Annotated in this window: 21 protein-coding genes; 11 read left to right on the top strand and 10 right to left on the bottom strand. The window is 62.3% G+C overall.

Annotation, left to right across the window (positions count from 1 at the left end; translation table 11 throughout):
• Positions 1–11 precede the first annotated feature (11 nt).
• Entirely contained in the window at positions 12–1265 is a 1254-nt protein-coding gene (locus tag AC1DWF_RS02305) for an amidohydrolase family protein (RefSeq protein ID WP_476788703.1), read from the bottom strand.
• A gap of 11 nt (positions 1266–1276) precedes the next feature.
• Positions 1277–2686 carry an NAD-dependent succinate-semialdehyde dehydrogenase gene (locus AC1DWF_RS02300; RefSeq protein WP_476787218.1) on the bottom strand — a complete coding sequence of 470 codons (1410 nt, stop codon included), beginning with the start codon at positions 2684–2686 and terminating at the stop codon, positions 1277–1279.
• Positions 2687–2879: 193 nt separating this feature from the next.
• Between AC1DWF_RS02300 and AC1DWF_RS02295 the strand changes: the two genes are divergently transcribed.
• The 7 genes from AC1DWF_RS02295 to AC1DWF_RS02265 all read left to right on the top strand — a co-directional run bounded on the left by AC1DWF_RS02295 (position 2880) and on the right by AC1DWF_RS02265 (position 11689).
• Positions 2880–3656 carry a FadR/GntR family transcriptional regulator gene (locus AC1DWF_RS02295; RefSeq protein WP_476841424.1) on the top strand — a complete coding sequence of 259 codons (777 nt, stop codon included), beginning with the start codon at positions 2880–2882 and terminating at the stop codon, positions 3654–3656.
• A 144-nt stretch (positions 3657–3800) separates the two neighbouring features.
• Positions 3801–5330 carry an ABC transporter substrate-binding protein gene (locus AC1DWF_RS02290; RefSeq protein ID WP_476788701.1) on the top strand — a complete coding sequence of 510 codons (1530 nt, stop codon included), beginning with the start codon at positions 3801–3803 and terminating at the stop codon, positions 5328–5330.
• Between the two features lie 18 nt (positions 5331–5348).
• Positions 5349–6329 (top strand): ABC transporter permease, encoded by a 981-nt coding sequence (locus AC1DWF_RS02285; protein WP_476788700.1) that lies wholly within the window; start codon positions 5349–5351, stop codon positions 6327–6329.
• A 3-nt stretch (positions 6330–6332) separates the two neighbouring features.
• Positions 6333–7142: an ABC transporter permease gene (locus AC1DWF_RS02280; protein WP_476841423.1), complete on the top strand. Its 810-nt coding sequence runs from the start codon at positions 6333–6335 to the stop codon at positions 7140–7142.
• Positions 7139–8767: an ABC transporter ATP-binding protein gene (locus AC1DWF_RS02275; protein WP_476784435.1), complete on the top strand. Its 1629-nt coding sequence runs from the start codon at positions 7139–7141 to the stop codon at positions 8765–8767. The genes AC1DWF_RS02280 and AC1DWF_RS02275 overlap by 4 nt, the downstream gene beginning before the upstream one ends.
• Positions 8768–8769: 2 nt before the next feature.
• Complete coding sequence (locus AC1DWF_RS02270) at positions 8770–10173, top strand: aldehyde dehydrogenase family protein (protein WP_476841422.1); 1404 nt, start codon at positions 8770–8772, stop codon at positions 10171–10173.
• Between the two features lie 145 nt (positions 10174–10318).
• Positions 10319–11689 (top strand): IS1182 family transposase, encoded by a 1371-nt coding sequence (locus AC1DWF_RS02265; protein WP_476804316.1) that lies wholly within the window; start codon positions 10319–10321, stop codon positions 11687–11689.
• Between the two features lie 149 nt (positions 11690–11838).
• Here the strand turns inward: AC1DWF_RS02265 and hpaI are convergent, their stop codons facing one another.
• Genes hpaI through AC1DWF_RS02235 form a run of 6 tightly spaced genes read right to left on the bottom strand, consistent with a single transcriptional unit; the run spans position 11839 to position 17251 of the window.
• A complete protein-coding gene (gene hpaI / locus AC1DWF_RS02260) occupies positions 11839–12645 on the bottom strand; it encodes a 4-hydroxy-2-oxoheptanedioate aldolase (protein WP_476788697.1) in 807 nt (268 codons plus the stop codon).
• An 8-nt stretch (positions 12646–12653) separates the two neighbouring features.
• Positions 12654–13460: a 2-oxo-hept-4-ene-1,7-dioate hydratase gene (gene hpaH / locus AC1DWF_RS02255; protein ID WP_476784431.1), complete on the bottom strand. Its 807-nt coding sequence runs from the start codon at positions 13458–13460 to the stop codon at positions 12654–12656.
• Positions 13457–14329, bottom strand: coding sequence for a fumarylacetoacetate hydrolase family protein (locus tag AC1DWF_RS02250; protein WP_476841421.1), 873 nt, complete (start codon positions 14327–14329; stop codon positions 13457–13459). The genes hpaH and AC1DWF_RS02250 overlap by 4 nt, the downstream gene beginning before the upstream one ends.
• A 10-nt stretch (positions 14330–14339) precedes the next feature.
• On the bottom strand, positions 14340–15320 hold the full coding sequence (gene hpaD, locus AC1DWF_RS02245) for a 3,4-dihydroxyphenylacetate 2,3-dioxygenase (protein WP_476787054.1): 981 nt from the start codon (positions 15318–15320) through the stop codon (positions 14340–14342).
• A gap of 15 nt (positions 15321–15335) precedes the next feature.
• Entirely contained in the window at positions 15336–16853 is a 1518-nt protein-coding gene (gene hpaE, locus AC1DWF_RS02240) for a 5-carboxymethyl-2-hydroxymuconate semialdehyde dehydrogenase (RefSeq protein ID WP_476788695.1), read from the bottom strand.
• An 11-nt stretch (positions 16854–16864) separates the two neighbouring features.
• A complete protein-coding gene (locus AC1DWF_RS02235; RefSeq protein WP_476786123.1) occupies positions 16865–17251 on the bottom strand; it encodes a 5-carboxymethyl-2-hydroxymuconate isomerase in 387 nt (128 codons plus the stop codon).
• A 166-nt stretch (positions 17252–17417) separates the two neighbouring features.
• Between AC1DWF_RS02235 and hpaR the strand changes: the two genes are divergently transcribed.
• The 3 genes from hpaR (at position 17418) to AC1DWF_RS02220 (ending at position 19693) form a co-directional block, all read left to right on the top strand.
• On the top strand, positions 17418–17879 hold the full coding sequence (gene hpaR / locus AC1DWF_RS02230) for a homoprotocatechuate degradation operon regulator HpaR (RefSeq protein WP_476786122.1): 462 nt from the start codon (positions 17418–17420) through the stop codon (positions 17877–17879).
• A gap of 99 nt (positions 17880–17978) precedes the next feature.
• The gene (locus AC1DWF_RS02225; RefSeq protein WP_476786121.1) at positions 17979–19118 is read left to right on the top strand and encodes an RHE_PE00001 family protein; all 1140 of its coding nucleotides are present in this window, start codon (positions 17979–17981) and stop codon (positions 19116–19118) included.
• Between the two features lie 167 nt (positions 19119–19285).
• The gene (locus AC1DWF_RS02220; RefSeq protein ID WP_476786120.1) at positions 19286–19693 is read left to right on the top strand and encodes a group II truncated hemoglobin; all 408 of its coding nucleotides are present in this window, start codon (positions 19286–19288) and stop codon (positions 19691–19693) included.
• A 66-nt stretch (positions 19694–19759) separates the two neighbouring features.
• On the opposite strand, the gene AC1DWF_RS02215 is transcribed toward AC1DWF_RS02220, so the two are convergent.
• Entirely contained in the window at positions 19760–20425 is a 666-nt protein-coding gene (locus tag AC1DWF_RS02215) for an aspartate/glutamate racemase family protein (RefSeq protein WP_476788732.1), read from the bottom strand.
• Between the two features lie 8 nt (positions 20426–20433).
• On the bottom strand, positions 20434–21882 hold the full coding sequence (locus tag AC1DWF_RS02210; RefSeq protein WP_476788694.1) for an MFS transporter: 1449 nt from the start codon (positions 21880–21882) through the stop codon (positions 20434–20436).
• Between the two features lie 247 nt (positions 21883–22129).
• Here AC1DWF_RS02210 and AC1DWF_RS02205 point away from each other — a divergent pair.
• Positions 22130–22671 (top strand): MurR/RpiR family transcriptional regulator (locus AC1DWF_RS02205; protein WP_476841431.1); only part of this gene is annotated, 542 nt, incomplete at its 3' end.

Raw genomic sequence — 22671 nt, 5'->3', positions numbered from 1 at the left:
GTTCTGTGCCACTACGATGAGGTTTTCGGACGACTGGCGAGCACGTCTGCGGCGAGCGGCTTGCGGCGTGTCGTGTCCAGCTTGAACAGCCGTGCGGCGTTGAGCCCGAGAATGTTGCGCTTGGCCTGTTCGGAGAGGAACGGGATCGAATCGATGGTCGCGGGCGAATCCCAGTCCCAGTGCGGCCAGTCGGACGAGTAGAGCAACTGGGTTTCGGCGTTCATGGCCTCCATGGTCGCTTCAAGAAGCTTCATGTTTCCACGTTCGAGCGGCTGGCTCGTGTAGTACATCTCGCGCATGTATTCGCTGGGCAGCCGCTTCAGGCCAGGAGCTTCGCTGGGGCGCATCATCACCTCGTGGTCGAGGCGCTGCATCAGGAACGGGATCCAGGCGAGCCCACTTTCGACCCACAGCATGTTCAGCTTGGGGAAGCGCTCGGGCATGGCGTTGATGATCCAGTTGGTCACATGGATCTGGTTGTAGTGGGTGAAGGACAGCGCATGCATCGACAAGAAGCGGTTGAGCTGCGCGAAGGACGGATCGCCCCAATGATAGCCGGAGTGGAAAGCCAGCGGCTTGCCCAGTTCCTGGATCATTGAATAGAGCCGCATGTAGCAGTCGTGATGCACCGGCTTGTTGCGTGTCGAGCAGACGGTGAAGCCGATGATACCCTCGGTATCGCCATACTGGGCGACCAGTTCCTCGCAGGCCTCGGGCGTATTGAAGGGGAGATAGAGCAGGCCTTTCATCCGCGTGTCGATCGGCAGGATGCGCTCGATCATCCAGCGGTTGAACGCCTTGGCCAGCGCCACCTCGATCTCGTCCTGCGGGTGCATGCCAAGCAGCAGCATGGCGCTGGGAAACACCACCTGGTAGTCCAGCCCCATCGCGTCCATCGAGCGCCGCGCGGTCGAAATGAAGCGGTGCACGCTGTCGTCCAGCACCGGCTCGCGGCGTCCCTGGTGGCCGATGCGCCCGCCAACGCTCTGCAGCGACAGGCCAGGCGAGATGTTGAGCAAGGCGTTCGGGCCGGCAAAACCCTTAACCTGCTGCTGGCCGATCTGGCGCAGCACATCATTGTCGATCAGGTCGATGATTTCGGACCAGAAATGATCTTCCGAGACGTGGGCGTCGACGTCGACGATGAGATAGTCGTCAAAGTTCTTCGCCGCCTGGCGCGTGGCATGCGAGAGCACGTCGCGCGAGTCGGTCGAGCCGGTGATTTCACCAAGCTCGCGGAAATTGGGAATGGAATTCTCGTTCATTGCGCTAAATTTCAGCCCTGTGTCACGAATTTGGTCACGAGATAGCTATCGAGGCCTTCCGACCCGCCTTCGGATCCGTAGCCGCTTTCCTTGACCCCGCCGAAAGGGGTTTCGGGTGTCGTCAGGACCATGTGGTTGACGCCAACCATGCCGGACTCCAGCTCGTCGCCGATCCTTGTCGCCGTCGTTGTGTCCCGGGTGAAAGCGTAGGCGGACAGGCCGAACGGCAAGCGGTTTGCCTGGGCGACGACCTCGTCGAAATCCTTGAACCGGCGTGTCACGGCGACGGGTCCGAACGGCTCCTCGTTCATGATGCGGGCTTCGTTCGGCACATCGGTCAGGATTGTCGGCTGCCAGAAATAGCCGCGTTCGCCATGACGTTCGCCGCCCAGTTCGATGCGGGCGCCGCAGCGTTCCGCATCCGAAATCATGCCTTCCATGGCGTCGAGCCGACGCACATTGGCCAGCGGCCCCATCTGCGTGGTGGGATCTAGGCCGTCGCCGAGCCTGAGTGACGCCGCTACTTCGCGGAACCTGGCGACGAACCTGTCGTGGATGGACTCGTGCAGATAAAACCGGGTGGGGGTGATGCAGATCTGGCCTGCGTTGCGGTATTTCGACCGCGCGGTCATCTCGGCTGCTTTTTCGATATCGGCGTCGGCAAAAATGATCGTCGGCGCGTGTCCGCCGAGTTCGAGCGTCGCTGGCTTGACGCCTTCGGCTGCCAGCTTGGCGAGATGTTTTCCGACGCGGGTCGATCCGGTGAAGGAAATCTTCTTGATGACGGGCGATGCGATCAGATGCGTCGAGATCTGGTCCGGCACACCGAAGACGATGTTGAGCACGCCGTCGGGCAGGCCGGCATCCGCAAGCGCCTGAGCGATCGCCAGCGTCGGGGAAGGTGTCTCCTCGGCCGGCTTGGCGATGCATGAGCACCCGGCCGCCAGTGCCGCGGCGATCTTGCGCGCCGGAATGGTGATCGGAAAATTCCACGGCGTGAACAGCGCAACCGGGCCGATTGGCTCGCGGAAGACAAGGCTGCGGACGCCTGACGTGCGTGAGGGAATGATGCGCCCATAGGCGCGGCGGCCTTCTTCAGCATACCAGTCGAAGATGTCGGCGGCGCCCATGACTTCCGCCATGGAATCACCGACCGGCTTGCCCTGCTCCAGTGTCATGAAGTGGGCAATGCTGGCGGTACGCTCGCGCAGCAGAGCCGCTGCACGGCGCAAAATACCGTAGCGTTCGAAGGCTGAAACCTTGCGCCAGGACCGATACGCCGTGCCGGCTGCATCAAGCGCATTATCCAGATCGGCGGCGGTCGCGACCGGGATTTCTCCGACAGTTTCGCCGCTGGCGGGATTGATAATGGGCAGGATCTCGCGATCGCCCGCCCTGACCCTCTCGGATCCGATCCGCATCAAGCGATCTATCTGATCTTCTATGATCATGTCCCACTCAACTGATTGAAATTGTTGAAGGCGGGAGCTCGTTACCGCCATTTTCAAAACATATGATAGTTTAAAAAAAATGGTCGTGCAATCGTCATTTTTAGCTTGATATTCGACTCGAAATACTCTTTTTTGTCCTAAATATCGTATCAAAGGGATAGGCATGCAAAAAGCGCCTGATGCTGACGGTGGCGGTCTGACCCAGATGGTCGGGCCGGCCGAGCGCCTATGGTCCTCGGGCAAGCAGTCCACGCTCTCGGCGAACGTGATCGATCAGATACGAACGGTTCTGTTTGCCGGCAGGCTGGCCCCCGGCGATCGGCTTGGCTCGGAGTCGTCGCTGGCGCTGCAATTCGGCGTCAGCCGCATGACGATGCGCGATGCCTTGCGCTCGCTCCAGGCGTCGGGCGTGATCGAGGTCAAGGTTGGCATCAAGGGCGGCATCTTTGTCGCCGAGGGCAATTCCGAGCGCCTGGCCGAGACCATTGCCATCCAGCTGAAGTTGATCGGCATCAGCACCGAAGAGCTGCTCGACACCCAGATCGCCATTGAAGTGATGGCGGCAGGCCTTGYGGCAACCAACGCCGACAGCGCCGATATCAAGGCGCTGCATGACGCGCTGGCCGAGGCCGAGCGCCTGATCGACGACCCCGAGGAATTCACCTGGGCGGCGATCAATTTCCACGGCTGCGTTGTCGGGGCTTCCCACAACCGGGTTCTGGTCGCGCAGTTCAGGGCGCTTAGCCATGTCTTGATGCCGCTTTATGTCCGCGGCTCGTCGCCTGACGTAGCCCGTCGCGCCGTGGCGTTTCAGCGCGCGCTGATTGCTTGCGTCGAGGCGCGCGGAGCCGATGCTGCGAGAAATCTGGTTTACGAACGTCTGCAGTTCGTCAAGTCGCGCCAGTTGGGCGACCTGGCGAAGGGAGAGCCTGGCGAATGACCATGGAGGAGCGGTGAGGCCCAGCGCCTTGCCGCTTTGGTTCACGCCGGGCGCAGAGGGGCCAGGTGCAGAGGGGAATGCCTGCTGAACGCCGCAAAAGGAGCGGGCGTTGCGGGACAATTTGTGAAAAAGGGAGTGAGGAAGATGTTTACGATTTCGCGCCGAAGCCTGCTCAAGATTTCAGCGGCTTCCGGCCTGATGGCGGCATTGCCCGGCGGTGGTGCGTGGGCGGCTGAGCCCAAGCGCGGCGGACACCTTGTGGTGGCCAGTGGTGGTGCCTCGACGGCGGACTCGCTGGACCCGCGCACATTCGGTTCGCCTTACACGGCGGTCATGTCCGGCATCACGTACAACTCGCTGATCGAGGTTCACGGACTGGACATGGAACTGCGCCCCGGTCTCGCCAAGAGCTGGGAGCCGTCCAATGGCGGCAAGACCTGGATTTTTGATCTGGTCGAGGGTGCGACCTTCCACAATGGCAAGGCCTTCACCAGCGAAGACGTGGTCTTTTCGCTGAAGCGCCACGCCGAAGAAGCTTCGCGTTCCAACATGCGCAGCATCATCAAGGGCGTCGCCGATATCCGTGCGGATGGTCCAAACCGCGTCATCATCGACCTGCCCGAAGCCAACTACATGTTCCCCGCCATGCTGACGGCTTTCTCGCTCGGCATCGTTCCGGCTGGAACAACGACGTTTGATGGCGTGGGCACCGGGCCTTACAAGCTGAAAAGGTTCTCGCCGGGCGAAGTTCTCGAAGCCGAGCGCAACGAGAATTATTTCAAGTCGGACGCAGCCTTTGTCGACAGCGTCGAGTTCCTTGCGATCAACGATGCCTCGGCGCTGGGCAGCGCTTTCCAGAGCGGCCAGATCCATCTGACCACGCTGCTCGACGCGCGTACCGCGCCRCTGATGCGCCAGATGCCGAACCTGAAGATCTACAACACCGAAGGTCGCGGTTTCATCTGCTTCAACATGCGCACGGATATGGCGCCGTTCGACAATCCCGACATGCGCATGGCCCTCAAGCTTGCCGTCAACCGTCCCGACATGCTTGAGCGCGTTTCGGTGGGTGTCGGCCGCATTGCCAACGATACACCCGTTGCACCGAGCGATCCGGTCTACGCAGCCGACCTGCCGCAGACGGAATACGATCCGGCACGCGCCAAGGAACTGTTCGACAAGACAGGCTTCAAGGGCCCGATCGTTTTGCAGACCTCGGAAGCCATCTCGTCGCGCGCCGTTGACATGGCCGTGATCTTCCAGGAGCACGCCGCCAAGGCGGGCATTCCGATCGAGGTCAAGCGCGAGCCTTCGGACGGCTATTGGGAAACCATCGTTGGCCAGACGCCGTTCCATGTCTCGGCACGTTCCGACCGGCCGACGGCCGACGCGATCTTCTCGGTCGCCTTCCTCAGCACGTCTGGCAACAACGAGTGCAAGTGGGTGAACAAGGACTTCGACGCTGCCGTCATCGCGGCACGCGCCGAACCGGACCTTGAAAAGCGCAAGGCCTTCTACGCCACCGCGCAGAAGATCTGCCGCGAAGACGGCGGAACCATCATTCCGTTCTTCTCCAGCACGGTTGAAGGCACGACCAGCGATCTCGACGGTTTTGTGCCCTCGGCACTGCAGATGGCCGGTTACCGCGCCATCGAGCAGGTCTGGTTCGCCTGATACCAAGGACTGKACGGCATGACTCTATTCGCCAATTCCCCGGTGAAATCGTTCGTAGTAGCCAGGGTTGCGTCTGGACTCGTGTCGATCTTCTTCATCTCGTTCCTGGTTTTTGTGGGAACGTCGATGTTGCCGGGCGACGCAGCCAATGCGTTGCTCGGCCAGAACGCGACGCCTGAAACGGTCTTGGCCCTGCGCAAGTCGCTGGGCCTCGACCAACCCTTGCCGGTGAGGTACCTGCACTGGCTGACCAATGCGCTGCAGGGCGATTTCGGCAGCTCGCTCTCCAATGCCCAACCTGTCATCAACCTGCTGGTGCCGCGCCTTATCAATTCGCTGATCCTGGCCTGCTCGGCCGCAGTGATCGTGCTGCCCTTGGCCATTGCGGCGGGACTGCTTTCGGCGATCAATCGAGGCAAGGCGATCGACACCGCGACCGGCTCGATCTCGGCGATATTCCTGTCGATGCCGTCGTTTTTGATCGGCTATCTCCTGGTCTTCATATTTGCCGTGAAGCTCGGACTGTTCCCCCCGCTGTCGATGGTCCGCTCCAGCGCCAGCCTATCGACTTGGATTTCGGCTCTGACGCTACCTGTCCTGACATTGGTGCTTGTAGCGCAAGCTCATGTGATGAAGCTCACCCGCGCCGCCGTGCTTGGGGTGATGAGCTCGGATTACATCCTGATGGCCGAGACAAAGGGCATTCCGCGCAACAAGATCATCCTCAAGCACGCGCTTCCCAATGCGCTTTCGCCGATCGTGTCGATCTGCATGATCACCATGGCCTATCTGATCGTCGACGTCGTCGTGATCGAAGCGGTGTTCAACTACCCGGGCATGGGCAAGCTGATGGTGGACGCGGTCGCCTATCGCGACATTCCGATGGTGCTGGCCTGCGGCGTGCTGTTTTCGACCATTTTCATCTCGCTCAACTTTGCCTCCGACCTTTTGGCCATGCTCGTCAATCCGCGCCAGCGACTGCCCAGGAAGGGGAACTGAACCGTGTCGAATAAAGTGACGCTGGGCGTTTCCGTGGCCGTTCTCGCAACGATGGCGGCTGCCGCCATCTTCGCGCCTGTACTTGCGCCCTTTCCGCCGAACGAGATGGTTCACACGCCGTTCGATGCGCCTGGCGTGGGCGGCGTGCTGGGCGCAGATGGCCTTGGCCGGGACATGCTGTCCCGCATCCTCTACGCCACGCGCTATACATTCGTTGCGACGCTGATAGCGACCACGCTGGCATGTATGCTCGGCGTGACGCTTGCCATCCTCGCGGGGCTCAGCAAGGGCTGGGTCGACATCGTCATCGGGCGCGCGGTCGATATCCTGATGTCGATCCCGCAGATCATCTTCGCCTTGATCATCCTGGCCATTGCCGGCGTGTCGCTGACCACGCTGATCCTGACCATGGCGGTCCTGCAGTCGAGCACCTACTACCGTGTCACCCGCCCGATCGCAGGTGACCTGGCGGCGATGGAATATGTCGAAGTCGGGCGCCTGCGCGGCGAGCGCCTGCACTGGTACCTGTTCAAGGAAATACTGCCCAACATGATCCCCTCGCTGTTGGCGCAGTTCKGGCTTGGGCTTTCGTCGGCAGCACTTTTCATCAGTTCGCTCAGCTTCCTGGGCATCGGCATCCAGCCACCCGCGGCCGATCTTGGCGGCCTTGTCCGCGAGAATGCGCTCGCCCTTTCAACCGGCCGTCTGACACCGCTGATACCGGCTTTCTGCATCGCGCTCTTCTGCTTGAGCGTGAACGGGATCGTTGATTGGCTCGTTGGCCGCTATTCAGACAAACCGGAATTGAAATGAGCGGAAATCGGATACTGAGCATCGACAATCTGCGCGTCGAGGCACGTTCGAGCGTTTTGCTCGATGACGTCTCGATCCATGTCGATCGTGGCGAGGTGCTGGGCATTATCGGGGAATCCGGGGCTGGCAAGAGCACGCTCGCGTTGAGCTCGATCATGCTGTTCAAGGCTGGCTGCGTGCCAACCGCCGGCTCGATCAAGCTGTGTGGCCAATCGCTCATGGAACTGGGCATCAGCGAGCTCGAAACCATCCGGCGCACCAAGGCGTCCTATGTCGCCCAAAGTGCTGCCGCCGCGTTCAATCCGTTCTATCGGCTGGAAGACCAAGTCACCGAAATACCTGCGATGTCGCAGAAGCTGACCACGGCCCAAAGGCGGCGTATGGCGGTCGAGCTGTTCGAGGAGCTTCAGCTGCCCGATCCCGAGAATTTCGGGCGGCGCTATCCGCACCAGGTTTCCGGTGGTCAGTTGCAGCGCGCGATGATCGCCATGGCGCTCATCAACCAGCCCGACCTGATCATTTTCGACGAGCCGACTACCGCACTTGACGTTACGACGCAGATCGAGGTGTTGCGGCTAATCAAGAAGGTGGCGCGTACGCATAATTGCGGCGCCCTCTACATCTCGCACGACCTGGCCGTGGTGTCGCAGATGGCTGACCGGATCGTGGTCATGCGCAACGGCAAGATGGTCGAGCAGGGCACGACCCGGCAACTGGTGGACAACCCGCAGACCGAATACGCGCAGCGCCTGGTCGCCAATCAGGGCGACGGTACCTATGCCAGCGCAAATGGTGGCGAGGCGACGTTGCTTGACGTGAGCAATGTCGATGTCGGCTATGGCGGGGTCGCGGCGGTCAAGGACGCGTCGATCAAATTGGGCGCTGGTTCGGTGCTGGCGCTCGTTGGTGAATCGGGCAGCGGCAAAACCACCTTGGCGCGCAGCATTGCCGGGCTGCAGCCGGCGCGTACCGGCCAGATCCGGATGCGTGACAGCATACTGGCGCCTGTCGTCGAAGGCCGCAGCTTCGATCAGCGCCGGCTGATCCAGTACATCCACCAATTGCCTGACCTTGCGCTCAACCCGCGCCAGACCATCCGCGACGTTATCGGCCGTCCGCTAACCTATTTTCACGGCTTGCGTGGTGCAGCCGCCGACCAGCGGCTTCGCGAACTGATGGAGTCCATCGAGCTGCCAGCGGCTTATCTCGACCGCTATCCGGCTTCGCTTTCGGGCGGACAGAAACAGCGCGTCTGCATCGCGCGCTCGCTGGCGGCGAAACCCGACATTCTGATCTGCGACGAGATCACATCGGCACTCGACCCGCTGGTTGAGGAAAGCATCGTCAAATTGCTGACGAGGCTGATCGAGGACGAGGGGCTCAGCATCTTGTTCATCACCCACAATCTAGGGCTGGCGCTGCGTTTCTCGCACAAGACGGCGGTGATGCAGGCGGGCAGGATCGTTGAACATGGCGAAACGCGGTCGGTGTTCGAGACACCGCAGTCGGACTACACGCGCAGCCTGATCCGCGCGGTGCCTCAACTGCGCGAAGGCTGGCTGGACGGGTTTTCCAGCAATGCTGCCCGGCCAGGGCCTCAGCCTGCTGAAATTCGAGGGAGATAAGAATGACCCATGCGATGATCATCGATGGCGAAAAGGTCAAAGCCGCAGAGACGTTCGGCGTGATCGATCCGGCGCGGGCGGAAGTGTTCGCTCAGTGTCCAGCTGCCAGGCCAGAACATCTTGATGCAGCAGTCGCCGCCGCCCGTAGGGCGTTTCCCACATGGCGGGATACGTCGTTCGATGAACGGGCAAGATTGCTCGACGAGATCGCCAATGCGGTCGAGGGCGACAAGGAGGCCCTGGCCGTGTTGCTCTCGACCGAGCAGGGCAAACCCCGCGCCAGTGCTCATGGCGAGATCGGCGCGGCGATCCACTGGATGCGTGAAACGGCAAAGCTTAGGCCTGCCGTCGAAGTCATCCGCGACGACGAGAAGCTCAGGATCGAAGTGCACCGCAAGCCGCTTGGCGTGGTCGGCTCGATCACGCCGTGGAACCATCCGGTGCTGATCGCCACCTGGCACATCATGCCGGCGCTGATGGCGGGCAACTGCGTGGTGATCAAGCCGTCGTCCTACACGCCGCTGAGCACACTTCGGCTCGTTGAGCTTGCCAATGCGCATTTGCCGCGCGGCGTGCTCAATTCGGTCACCGGCGAAGGCGGCATCGGCCGCGCTATCGCCGGCCATCCCGGCATCGACAAGATCGTGTTCACCGGCTCGACCCCGACCGGGCGCAACATCATGGCCAATGCCTCAACGACGTTGAAGCGACTGACGCTCGAACTGGGCGGCAATGACGCGGCGATTGTCCTTCCAGACGCGGATATCGACGCCATTGCGCCGGCGATCTTCGCCAAATCCTTCGGCAACAGCGGCCAGACCTGCGCTGCGCTCAAGCGGCTTTATGTGCATGAAAGCCTGCACGATGCACTCGCCGAAAAGATCGCCGGGCTGGCGCGTGCGGCGAAGGTCGGTCCAGCGACCGATCCGGCAAGCCAGTTCGGTCCATTGCAGAACAAGGCGCAGTTCGATCTGGTTCGCGAGCTTGCGGAAGATGCCAAGGCCAATGGCGGACGCTTCCTTTGCGGTGGCGCTCCTTCAGGGGAAGCGGGTTATTTCTTCCCGCTCACCGTGGTCACAGAAGTGACCGACGGCATGCGCATCGTCGATGAAGAGCAGTTCGGCCCGATCTTGCCGATCGTCCGCTACAGCGAAGTCGACGACGCGATCGCGCGTGCCAACGCCAGCGAGAACGGCCTGGGCGGCTCGATCTGGTCGTCGGACCTCAAGCGGGCTGAAGAGCTGGCGCGGCGCCTCGAATGCGGCACCGCCTGGGTCAATGACCACAGTTCGATTTCGCCCGCAGCACCCTTCGGTGGCGCCAAGYAATCGGGCATCGGCGTGGAGTTCGGCCATTGGGGGCTCGAAGAGTACATGCAGATGCAGACGGTTCACATCACGCGCTGATCGAGCGCTGGCTTCTGCTGTGAGGGGCGGCTCTGCGGCTGGCGCCGGGTGATCGCAGGACAGCAAAAGGAAAGGGCGGCCCTTGGCCGCCTCAGACTGCTGACAAACCCCTGGCAATTGCCGGGGGTTTTTGATTCACTGGGTCATGCTGAAGCGCCCTGGCCCTGAACAGACCGCGATCGAGATGGTGACGCTCGACCAGCTGGTCCCGCCCGACCACCTCTTGCGCAAGATCGATCGGGTGATCGACTTTTCGTTCATCCACGAGCTGACAGCACCGCTGTATTGCCCCGACAATGGCCGCCCGCCGCTCGATCCGACCTTGATGTTCAAGGCGCTGTTTTTGGGCTACCTGTTTGGCGTGCGCTCGGAGCGTCAGCTGGTGCGCGAGATCGAGGTCAACGTCGCTTATCGCTGGTTTTTGCGGCTGAAGCTGACCGACAAGGTGTTCGACGCCTCGACGCTGTCGCAGAACCGGCGCCGGCGCTATCGCGACGAGAGCGTGGCGCAGGCGATCTTCGACACCATCGTCGCGCAGGCGATCCGCCACGGGCTGGTCGACGGCACGGTTTTGTACACCGACTCGACGCATCTGAAGGCCAACGCCAACAAGGGCAAACACGACCTTGCAGTGGTTGCCAAGTCGCGCGCCGACTACTGGAACGATCTGGATCTGGCCATCGCGGCGGAGCGCGCCGAACACGGACAGAAGCCGTTGAAGGAGAAGGACCGCCAGCCGGTGGAGAAGCAGACCAAGGTCTCGCGCACCGACCCGCAAGCTGGCTACATGGTGCGCGAGGGCAAGCCGAAAGGCTTTTTCTACCTCGATCACCGCACCGTCGACGCCAAACACGCCATCATCACCGACACCTTCGCCACGCCGGCCAATGTGCATGACTCCATCGTCTATCTTGGCCGCCTTGACCGCCAGCGGCAGCGCTTCGGCCTTGACGTCGCCGCGGTCGGGCTCGATGCCGGCTATGCCACAGCAGGCATCGCCAAGGGGCTGGAGGCGCGCGCCATTGCAGGCGTCACCGGCTACCGCAACCCTCCCCCGCCCAGGCCCGGCATGATGCGCAAGAGCGCCTTCGCCTACGAGCCTGAGCTCGACGGCTACTGCTGCCCGCAGGGACAGGTGCTCGCCTACGCCACCACCGACCGCAACGGCTACCGCCACTACAAGTCCGATCCGGCCATCTGCCGCGACTGCCCGCTGCTCGCGTCGTGCACGTCAAACGCCAACGCCACTCGCCTGATCACCCGCCATGTCTGGCAGGACGCCCGCGAGCGCGCCGACGCCAACCGGCTGACCGCATGGGGCAAGGCCGTCTACCGCCGCCGCAAGGAGACCGTCGAACGCTCCTTCGCCGACGCCAAGCAACTGCACGGCCACCGCTACGCCCGCTTCCGAGGGCTGACACGCGTCGCCTGCCAGTGCCTGATCGCCGCCGCCAGCCAAAATATCAAGAAGATCGCCCTGACGCTGAGCCCCAGGCCAAAGCCGATGCCCGCCTGAACACCGGCACCGCTCCGGCAAATCCCCGAAACCGGCAATCTCCAAGCCGACCAACACCAAAAACAAAACCCCGCCAAAAAGGCGGGGTTTGTCAGCAGTCTGGGGCGGCCCTTGGCCGCCTTTTTTTGCGTTTCAGATGTTCGGACCGCTCAATAGCCAGAGCTGGAGGCTGGGGCTTGGTCGTTGCGGGCAGCCTTGAATTTGCCGGCAAGCGTGCTGGTGGCCTGCGCCAGAAGGGTGACGTCGGTGCCGACAGCCACGAAGGCCGCGCCCAATTCGAGATAGCGTGCCGCAAGCTCGGTGTCGGAGGTCAAGATCCCCGCCGCCTTGCCGCATTTGCTGATGCGCATGATTGCATCTTCCACCGCGGCCTGCATCTCAGGGGCACCGGGCTTACCGAGATATCCCATATCGGCGGCGAGGTCGGCCGGTCCGATGAAGATACCGTCGACGCCGTCGACCGACGCGATGCCTTCGAGTGCCGCAAGGCCGGCCCGGCTCTCCAGCTGGACCAGCAGGCAGGTCTGGTCATTGGCCGTCGCCAGATAGTCGGGGATGCGGTTGAAAGCTGAAGCGCGGGCAAGGGCGGCACCCACGCCGCGCACCCCATGCGGCGGGTAGCGCATGGCCTGGACGAGCTGGCGCGCTTGGTCCGCGGTTTCGACCATCGGCACCAGGATCGTCTGGGCGCCGATGTCGAGCAGTTGCTTGATGATCCATGTCTCGCCGATCGGCGGGCGCACGACCGCACTTGTACCTGATGCCGCGATCGCCTGGAGCTGTGTCGTCATCGTGGGAATATCGTTAGGCGCGTGCTCGCCATCGATGAGCAGCCAGTCGAAGCCGGCGCCGGCGCAGATCTCGGCGGTGTAGGCATTGGCAAGGCCGAGCCATAGACCGATCTGTGCCTCGCCGCCGAGCAGGGCGGCCTTGAACGTATTAACTGGTGCGGGCATGGGGTTCTCTAGGCGAAATAGGCGCTGACGGTGCCGAAGGGGCCGAAATCGGCCGTGATCGTGTCGCCATGGCGTGCCTCGACAGGGCGGATGAACGAACCGGACAGCACGATGTCGCCGGCCGCGATCGAGCCGCCGAACATCGCCAACCGGTTGGCAAGCCAGGCGATGCCGGCTGCGGGATGGTTGAGCACGCCGGCACCCAGGCCGGTTTCTTCGACTTCGCCGTTGCGCGACACGATGGCCCCGATCCAGCGCATGTCGGCTTCGGTGGGCCGCATCGGCCGACCGCCTGTAATGATGCCGGCATTGGCGGCATTGTCGGAGATGGTGTCGACGATTGTGCGCGTGCGGCCAGTGGCCGGGTCGCTGCGCAGGATGCGCGTATCCAGGATCTCGATGGACGGCGCAATGAAATCGGTGGCGTTGAGTACGTCGAAGACCGTCGTGTTGGGGCCCTGCAACGGCGCCTTCATGACGAAGGCGATCTCGGCTTCGATGCGCGGCTGGATGAAGCGGTCGGCTGGTATCGTCGCCGCATCCGAAAACATCATGTCGTCGAGCAGCACGCCTGAATCGGGGATATCGATGTTGAGCGCATATTGCATTGCCTTGGAGGTCAGGCCGATTTTCCAGCCGATCCTGCGGAGGCCCTGGGCGAGCTTGAGCTGCACCCACTCGGCCTGCACGGCATAGGCGTCTTCCATGTCCATCTCGGCATGGTCGAGCGACAAAAGCCCGATCTGCTTGCGCTGCTTTTCGGCCTGGTCGAGACGCTGGGCGGCGGCCAGATGCTGCTGTGGCGAAAGCTTCATGGCTGCTCGTCCATCACCGTGTTGCGCAATGTGCCGATGCCTTCGGCTTCGACTTCGACGACATCGCCTGACTTCAGCCAGCGCGGCTGCTCGAAACGGGCGCCGGCACCTGTCGGCGTGCCGGTCACGATCACATCGCCTGGAACGAGCGTGGTAAAGGTCGAGATGTAGGCGATCAACTTGCGGAAGCTGAAGATCATGCGGCTGGTGCGATCGTCCTGCCGCAACTCGCCATTGACCCTGGTCGTCAGGCGGATGTCGGCAATCTGCGTCTCGTCGGTGTAGGGCACGAGCCAGGGGCCGATGGCGCCGGAGGCGTCGAAGTTCTTGCCCTGGGTCACGTTGAACTTGGCGTGCCGCACCYAGTCGCGAATGGTGCCTTCGTTGCATAGCGAAAGCGCGGCGATGTGGCCGAGTGCATCCGTTTCGGTGATGCGGCGTCCGGCCTTGCCAATGACGATGACGATTTCGCCCTCATAGTCGAGCTGCGGCGATTCCGGCGGCCGCACGATCGCTGAGCGATGCCCGACGAACGAGCGCGGAAACCGGATGAACAGTGACGGGTTGGCAGGGGCCACCTGGCCGTCCTTGTATTCCTCGTTGCGGTCGGGAAAGTTCACCCCGACGCAGATCAGCTTTTCCGGTGCCGGAACCGGGATCTGGAAGGTGACCGCATCTTCGGCGATGTCAGCCGCGCGTTGCGCCGCTGCTTCTGCCAGCTGATTGAAACCGCTATCCGCGATGACCTCACGCAGGGTTGGCCATTGCGGGAAATGGGGCGCGAGTTCGATGATGCCGCTCTTGGTCACAGCGCCGTAGCTGGTTTTTCCGCCATGCGTGTAGGTGGCGAAACKGGGCCTGTCGCTCATGTCGTTGCCCTCACGGTGCGATGATCGGCGATGCCGCAAGCGCGGACAGACGCGGCTCGGTGCCGGCAAAGGTGCTGCCTTCCTCGAACCACGAGCGCGGCGCAGGGGCGCCCCACAGCGTCTGGCGCTGCGGATCCTTGAGGTCCCATTTGATCGGCTCGAGATCGGGGTCGACCGTCTGGTAGTCCGAGCAGTAGATTTCGATGCGGTGACCATCGGGGTCGCGGATGTAGAGGAAAAAGGCGTTGGAGATGCCGTGGCGGCCTGGGCCGCGCTCGATATTGGCGACGTAACCGGTGGTTGCCATCAGGTCGAGCAGGTCGATGATGTTGAGCGGTGTCGGCACCCAGAAGGCGACGTGATGCAGGCGCGGCCCAAGCCCGTTGGTGAAGGCGATGTCGTGAACGCCGCCCTTGCGGTGGGTCCATGCCGCCCACAGTTTGCCGCTCTCGGCGTCTTCCGTATATTCCGTCACGCGGAAGCCGAGCTCGTTGTAGAAGGCCACCGACTGGTCGACGTCAGGCGAGAAACAGTTGAAGTGGTCGATGCGCAGCGGCTTCACGCCCTTGTAGAGCGCGTATTTCTGGTGGATCGGCGCCAGCCGGTCCATCTTCGAATAGAATTCGAGCGGAATGCCATGCGGGTCGCGGGTGCGCAGCGTGCGTGACTGATAGGGCCGTTCGACCCATTCGACCGGCAGTTCCTTCGCCTTGAAGAAATGTCCAGCCCGGTCGAGGTCGTCCTCGGAGAACACCTTGAAACCGAGGTCGCGGGCTTCGGCCCTGTCGCCTTGCTTCAGCACGATGCAATGGTGGCCGCGCTCTTCCATGGCGCGCAGGTAGATTGTATCAGCCGTCTCGTCGGTGACCTGGAGGCCGAGCGTGTCGACATAAAAGGCGCGGGATCTGGCCAGATCCGTGACCGCCAGCTCGACATGGCTGAGCCGCACGATGTTGAAGGCGGGATAGAGGTTGGGTGTGGGCAATGGCATGATGTCTGTTCCCGCTCAGCCGCCGAGCTTCTGGATGTTGTGGGCCGTCGTGGCGAAGGCGATGTTTTTGGTTTCCATGTAGAAATCGAACGACCAGTCGCCGCCGTCCCGGCCGATGCCGGAGTTCTTCACGCCGCCGAACGGTGCCGGGAGATGGCGGACGTTCTCCGAGTTGACCCAGATCATCCCCGCGGCTAGCCCTTCGGTGAAGCGCAGGGCGCGTGTCACGTCCGATGTCCACAGATATCCGGCGAGGCCGTATTGGGTGTCGTTGGCGATTGCCAGAGCTTCGGCTTCATCGCTGAACGGGATCGCGGTCAGCACCGGCCCGAAAATCTCTTCCTGGGCGATGCGCATGTCGTTGCGCGCGCCGGTAAACAGCGTCGGCGCGACATAGCAGCCACCGCCTGGTCCCTCGACCTTGCCGCCACCGGCAGCAATGGTAGCACCCTCCGAGCGAGCGAGCTCGATGTAGGACAGCACCTTTTCTTCGTGCACCGGGTGGATCAGCGGGCCGACGACCGTCTGCGGATCAAGCGGATGGCCAACACGGATGCGCTTGGCCTTCTCCGCCACGATGGCGGTGAACTTGTCGTAGATCGAGGCTTCGACCAGCAGGCGCGAGGACGAGGTGCAGCGCTCGCCATTGAGCGAGTAGATCATGAACACCGCAGCGTCCGCCGCGCGTTCGAGGTCGGCGTCGGCGAAGACGATCACCGGGTTCTTGCCRCCGAGCTCGAAATGCACGCGCTTCAGTGTGTCGGCGCCCTGGCGCATGATCATCGAACCGGTGCGGCTTTCGCCGACGAAGCCGATCGCCTTGATGTCGGGGTGTTCGGTCAGCGCCTTGCCGGCATCTTCGCCGAGGCCGTTGACGAGGTTCCACACGCCCTTCGGCAGGCCGGCCTCTTCGGCGATTTCGACTAGGAGACGAGCGGTCAGGGGGGAAAATTCCGCCGGCTTGTGCACGATGGTGCAGCCTGCGGCGAGTGCGGGCGCGATCTTCCATGTCGACAGCATGAAGGGCGTATTCCACGGCGTGATGACGCCGACCGGGCCGATCGGCACGCGGGTGGTCATGTTCAGCTGGCCGGGTGCATGCAGCGTGCGGCCATCGCGCGCCTCGGGTGCCTTGTCGGCGTAGTAACGGAAGTTTTCGGCACCGCGCAGTGCTGCCTTGGCCATGAATTTCAGCGACTGGCCGGTGTCCATGCACTCGACGAAGGCGATCTCTTCGGCCCGCTTGACGATGGCATCGGCAATGGCATGCAGCAGCTTCTTGCGTGCGTCACCTGACTGCGCCGCCCAGCCCGGAAAGGCTGCCTTGGCTGCCTTGGCCGCGAGGTCGATGTCGGCGGCCTTGCCGTGCGCTACCTGGGCAAGCGGCTTCAAATCGACCGGGGAGATGGTCTCGAAACTTGTCCCATCGAGTGCCGCCATGGCCTCGCCATTGATGTGGTTGGTTACGCCTACGGACCGGAAGCGCTCGAGATAGGCTTCAGCCTTACGCAGATTGTTTTCGAATTCTGACATGTCGGTTTCCGTCACTTGTTACGCAGGCGCGGGTGGATGGCGTTGTTTTTCCAGCTGAGCTCGGCGTCGATCTCGCGGATCTCGAGGGAAAGCGCGAAATGCGGACTGGCAAAAAGCGGCGCCAGAAACGCGTTCGCGGCCGCGAAGATGGCGGTGCCCGCGCGCTTCTTGTCGTCAGCTGATCGGCCCGCGCCGATCCTGAAACTCATGTCGATGAAGCCATTTTCGGCCACGCGGTCGGCAATCGCATAGGCGTCCGCACCCAGTGCCCGCACTCTGACCGCACCGTGCTCGAACAGGCCGGTGTCTAGGATCGCCTGCGACAGCTGCTCGCACAGCGCCTGGATGTCAACCCGGTCGTCGAGATTGGCTGAATATTCAAGGGTGAGGTGGGGCAAGACGCTTCTTTCTGGTGAGCTGGCGCATCGATATTTAACATGTTAAATAGTTACGCAGCCCGATGTCAAGCATGGTGTTGCGCCGCCATGCTGTTCGGATCCCGCTGGTGGCTGGCGTGCGGCGTTGATCCGTTGTGACCGGACGCAATATCGGGAATAAAGTGAAATGCCTTCCATCAGGAGTTCGTCTTTGCTGCCGCAGAACACCCGACGCTCATTGCCCATGTCGTTGCTGCGCGCGCGCGAAGCGGTGATGGCTCAGTTTCGCCCGATCCTTGCCCAGCATGGCGTCTCTGAGCAGCAGTGGCGTGTCATCCGCGTGTTGGGCGAGCAGAGCCCGCTCGATGCGACGGAACTTGCCGAACGGGCGTCGATACTGGCGCCAAGCTTGACGCGGATCATCAAGGCGCTGGAAGAGCGTAAGCTCATCACGCGCGGCAAGGTCGAGGGCGACGGGCGCCGCGTGATGCTGGCCATCGCGCCCAAGGGGCAAGTGCTGATCGCCGAAGTCGCGCCCGAAAGCAGCGCCATCTATGACGAGGTCCAAAAGCGTATCGGACACGAGCGCTACGAACAGCTGCTCGATTTGCTCGAGGGATTGATCGACCTGGAGAGCCGCAAGGACTGAGCGCTCTGGTTGTTGCAGCTCTCTGTCGTGCGGGCCCCTTGCGCTATAATAAAGTGACGCCCACTATAGCTTCAGTTGCGCTTCGTGTTTAGTTGATCAATGGCTCACGATCTGAACGATTTGCCCCTGACAAGCCTCGTTGGCCCGGCGATGCGGGCGAGCGAAGCGCTAGTGCGCCTCGACGAGCGCATTGCCCGTTCGCCGGTGGGAAAGGGTTTTGTCGAGCGCAGCCATTTTACCGATGCCGCATCGTCGCTGTGGCTCGATGGCGAACTGGTGCATACCGAGGACCTGGTTTTGCATGACGCGCATATGGACTTGCGCGCGCCGACGCACGAACTGACCCGGGCGCATGAGATCCTGCGGCTCAGGCGCCAGATTTTCGGCAACAGGCCCGGTTGGGCGCTGGGCCGCGAGGGCTTTGCCACGCTGTGCGGACGAGGCGCTGCACCCGTGCCGCCAAAACCGCAAGCGCAAGAGGCATCGCGGGAAGTTGGCGATGAGGACGAAGACGACGGCGACAACAGCCTGAGCGCCGAAATGGCCGCGCTCGATGCAGCGCTTGACCGTGCTCAGGCAGTGCTTGAACGGACGCGCGGCGATGGGTTGGCAAACCAGCCGCCCAGGCGTGCCGATGCAGCCCCGGGCCGTAGCTCCGACGACAAAAACCCGCTGATCTATGATGCCGACTGGGACGAGCCGGAGCGGCTTGCGGCCTGGCAGGGAACACTTTCCGAAAGCGAGGGCCTGCCGCCGCTTCTGCGCGCGGCTGTCGTCTTTGACGCCTGGAGCGTGATGGCGCCGCTGCAGCATGCGCCTTGGCTTGGACGCCTGCTTGTTGAAGCGCTGCTGCGCGAGGCCGGAGCGACGACAGCCCATCTGGCGGCACTTTATCTTGGCGCGCGGATCATCCCGCGCGAGAGCAGGCATTCGCGCGACCGCACGACGCGGCTGGTGGCCTTTCTCGACGGCGTCTACGAAACAGCCAGGGCCGGAACAAAGGAACACGACCGGCTGATCCTTGCCAAAACCCAGATGGACAGGCGGCTCAAGGGCCGCCGCTCGACATCGAAATTGCCTCAGCTGATCGAGCTTGTGCTGTCGCGGCCGCTGGTCTCCAGCGGCATGGTCGAAAAGGAGCTGGGTGTGACCACCGCCGGCGCGCTCAATTTGATCGGCGAACTCGACCTGCGCGAGATCACCGGAAGGGGCAGGTACCGCGCCTGGGGCATCATGTGAGCGGTTGCCTGCCTGCGGCGGTGGGACGCGGGTGGCTTAAATCGCTGGCGCTGGTGTCGAAATGAATCGATGCTTTCATCCGGCCGCTTGAGGGATGGCCCGGCGAACGGCGCTTGCAGCCCATGCCAGCAAGACCGCTGCCGCGAAAGCTTCAGGGGAGGATGATCTTGAACGAAAGCCTGCAGCCAAAAGGGCGCTCTCTTTATCTCGAAGTCGGCGGCGAAGAAGCCATCCGTCGCCTCGTCGAGATTTTCTACGACATCGTCGAGCAGGACGAGGATGCGGCACCGTTGCATGTGCTGCACCTTCGCGGCCACGGCGTTGCCCACTCCCGCGAGGAGCAGTTCAATTACCTCTGCGGCTTCTTCGGCGGCCCGAGCTACTACGTCCAGAAGCATGGTCATTCGAGGCTCAAGGAAATCCACGAGCATGTCGAGATCGGCCCCGAATTGCGCGATCTCTGGCTGAAATGCATGCAACGGGCGGTCGAAAAAGCGGGTTTTTCGGACCGCTTCCGCGACCTCGTCATGCGCCATTTTGGATTCGCTGCCGAAACAACGCGCAACCGGGATTAGTTTTGCAGGCAAGGCGTTGGGAGCGCGACCAAACTCAGATCCGCGCTCCTGAGTGCTGCCTTGAGCTCAGCGGGCCGTTCCCACCGGCAGCATGCCGATGATCCGCTCCATCGCACAGGGAATCGGCGCGATGATCGGTGTGTCGAACAGCGGCTGCAATTGCTCGGCCGCCTGCCCGAGTGGACCACCGCCGATGATGACGGCTTCGGCCCCATCGAGATCGATACAATCGCTGACCGCTTGGGCGAGCGATTTTACGAGAAGCTTTTCGTCGCCTGCTACAGCGATAGGGTCACCCGGGGTACACCGGATGCCCGTATAGAGGTGAGCGAGACCTAGATCCAGCGCGCGCTCGGCAATTGCCTCGGCGAGATCGGGCGTCGTGGTGGCGACGCCAAATTTTCGGCCGCCGAGCGAAGCCTCGATCATCGAGGCTTCGCAGATGCCGACGACGGGAATGTCGACGCGTTCCCTGAGTGCCGCCAGGCCGGGATCCCCGAAGGCGCTGACTATGATCCCCAGGCAGTTTTCGTCGTGACCGCAGCCGATCTCGATCACCTGGTCCGCCGATGCCTCAAGCTGCTCGCCGTTGATGATCATCTGCGGGTTGCGGCTGGCGGTGGCAACTGCCACCGCCGTCCGTCCTGTCGCCGTTTTGCGCGCGATCGCATGCATCATGTCGCTTGTTGCATGCGAACTGTTGGGGTTGATCAACAGGATATGTGAAGTCACGCTCATCGTTACACTCTTGCTTGTACCGGCTGCGTCGATATTTCGGGCAGATCAGTCTCGGCCGGCTGTGTCAGGTCTTCCATCGACATGCCGTAGGTTTCAGGTCCCATCTGGATGCAGACGGCGAAGACGGCGTACATGGCGGCTGCCAGGCCGAACACGCCGACCATGCCGTAGATGTCGAACAATGCGCCCGAGATCGTCGGCACGAATGAACCCGCCGCCGATCCCGTCGCCAGGATGAAGGCCACGCCGAAGGCGCGAATGCGGGTCGGGAAAAGCTCCGGCGCATAGATCCAGATCGAGGTGTTGAGCAGCAGCACGAAGAACTGGAAGATCGCGCCGAACATCAGCACCAGATAGATGTTGGTGCCGAGAGTGGCGATCGAGACGGCGGCCAGGCAGGCGAAGATCGCACCCACCGTCAGCACCTTCTTGCGCGGGAAGTAGTAGCCGAACATCGAAGCCGCGACGGCGCCGAGCACGCTGCCGCTCTGGATGATCATGGAGTAGAGCAGGCTGCCCTGCAGCGTATAGCCCATCGACACGAAGATGATGGGCATAAGCGTCAGCACCGAAAGCTGCGCGCCGTAGCTCATCAGGATGGCAATGGCGACCGGAATCGTCCGGCCGAGATACGGCGCGCGGAACAGCTCTTTCCAGGCGCTCTTGCTCGGCGCTTCCTGCGCCGGGTCGGCCGTCAGGTACTCGCGGACAACAAGGTTTTGTGGCCTGAGCGTTCCCGATTCCAGGATCGAGAGCACCTTGTTGGCCTCTGCGATCCTGCCTTGCGAGGCCAGGAAACGCGGTGTCTCCGGCACGAAGCGGCGATAAAACACCACCAGCAACGCCGGCAAAGCCAGCGCGGCGAACAGCCAGCGCCAGCCGTTCTCACCCGGAAAAATCGTGAAGATCAAAAGGCCGAAGGCAGGTGCGAGGAAGTTGCCGAAGCCGCCGGCGCCGACATTGACCAGTCCCGCCGCCGTTCCGCGAAATTTTGGCGAGCAGAATTCAGACAGCATGGTCACCGCCGTCGAAATCTCGCCGCCGATGCCGAAGCCGACAACGCCACGCGCAATGGCGAGCATCGCGAAATTCGGCGCCAGCGCGCAGGCCAGCGAACCGATGGTGAAGAGCAGCAGGTTGAAGGTCAGCATCACGCGACGGCCATAACGGTCGCCAAGGATGCCCGACAGCAGCCGCCCGATGGCCGCGCTGCCGAAGGTGATGGTGTTCAGGAAGCCGATGTCGGCGCCAGTCAGCCCCCAACTCTCCTTGAGCATCGGCCCGGAAACGCCGATTGTGTTCTGCTCGAAAGCATCGAACAGCACACCAATGAGCACCAGCGCGATGATCTGCTTGTGCGCTCCTGTCACCCCTATGCGGCTGAGCGACGATTCGAGTTGTCTAATGACCGGCGATGACTTGCCGGACGGCACCATATTTTCCGCTGCCATGGTTTCTCCCCCCTTGGCTGACCCAGATATGAAAACTGATTTTCACGTAAGTAACATATGAAACAATCTTTTTATAGTCAAAACTTACGTAGGGGAGATAGCAGAGTTGTGTTGTGTGCAAATGTGCTTATGTCTCTGTGATTCCTAAGTGATTACGGCAGTCCAAGCAGGGCTTCTGAAGTTTCCACCCTTGCTGACGCGCCTGAACGGCGCAAATGTGCGCGACGACAATTCAATGGCAGGCGGCATGACGAACCCCAAGGATCGGCCCTTTCTTTTCCGCGTGCGTGAGGCGCTAGACGAGCTTCACCCGGCGGAACGGCGGCTTGGCGACTTCGTCTGCGACTTTCCCGGTGAGCTGGCCAGCTATTCTGCATCGGAGCTCGCCACTTTGGCGAACGTCTCCAACGCCACGGTTTCGCGCTTTGTCAAACGGCTGGGCTATGAGAACTACGAAGAAGCCCGCCGCCATGCGCGCGAGGAAAAGCAGACCGGCTCGCGCCTGTTCCTGACGACGTCGACCGACACGGCGACGGTTCAGTCGCTGGGCGCCCATGTGGCCCAGGGCATCGCCAATATCGAGGGCACCTTCGCCACCATCACCGACAGCCAGATTGACGCTGCCGTCGAGGCAATGCTGGCAAGCCGCAAGATCTGGGTGCTTGGCTTTCGCAGCAGCCATCCTTTCGCCGACTATTTCCAATGGCAGATGACGCAGGTGGTGGAAAACATTGTCGCCATACCGGGCGGGGGACAGACGCTGGGCGAGCACCTGGTCAGCGTCGGCAG

This window comes from Aminobacter sp. P4_D5, from assembly GCF_056401815.1.
Note: the sequence above shows the minus strand (reverse complement) of the source record. Positions and strands in the feature narration are given on the sequence as shown.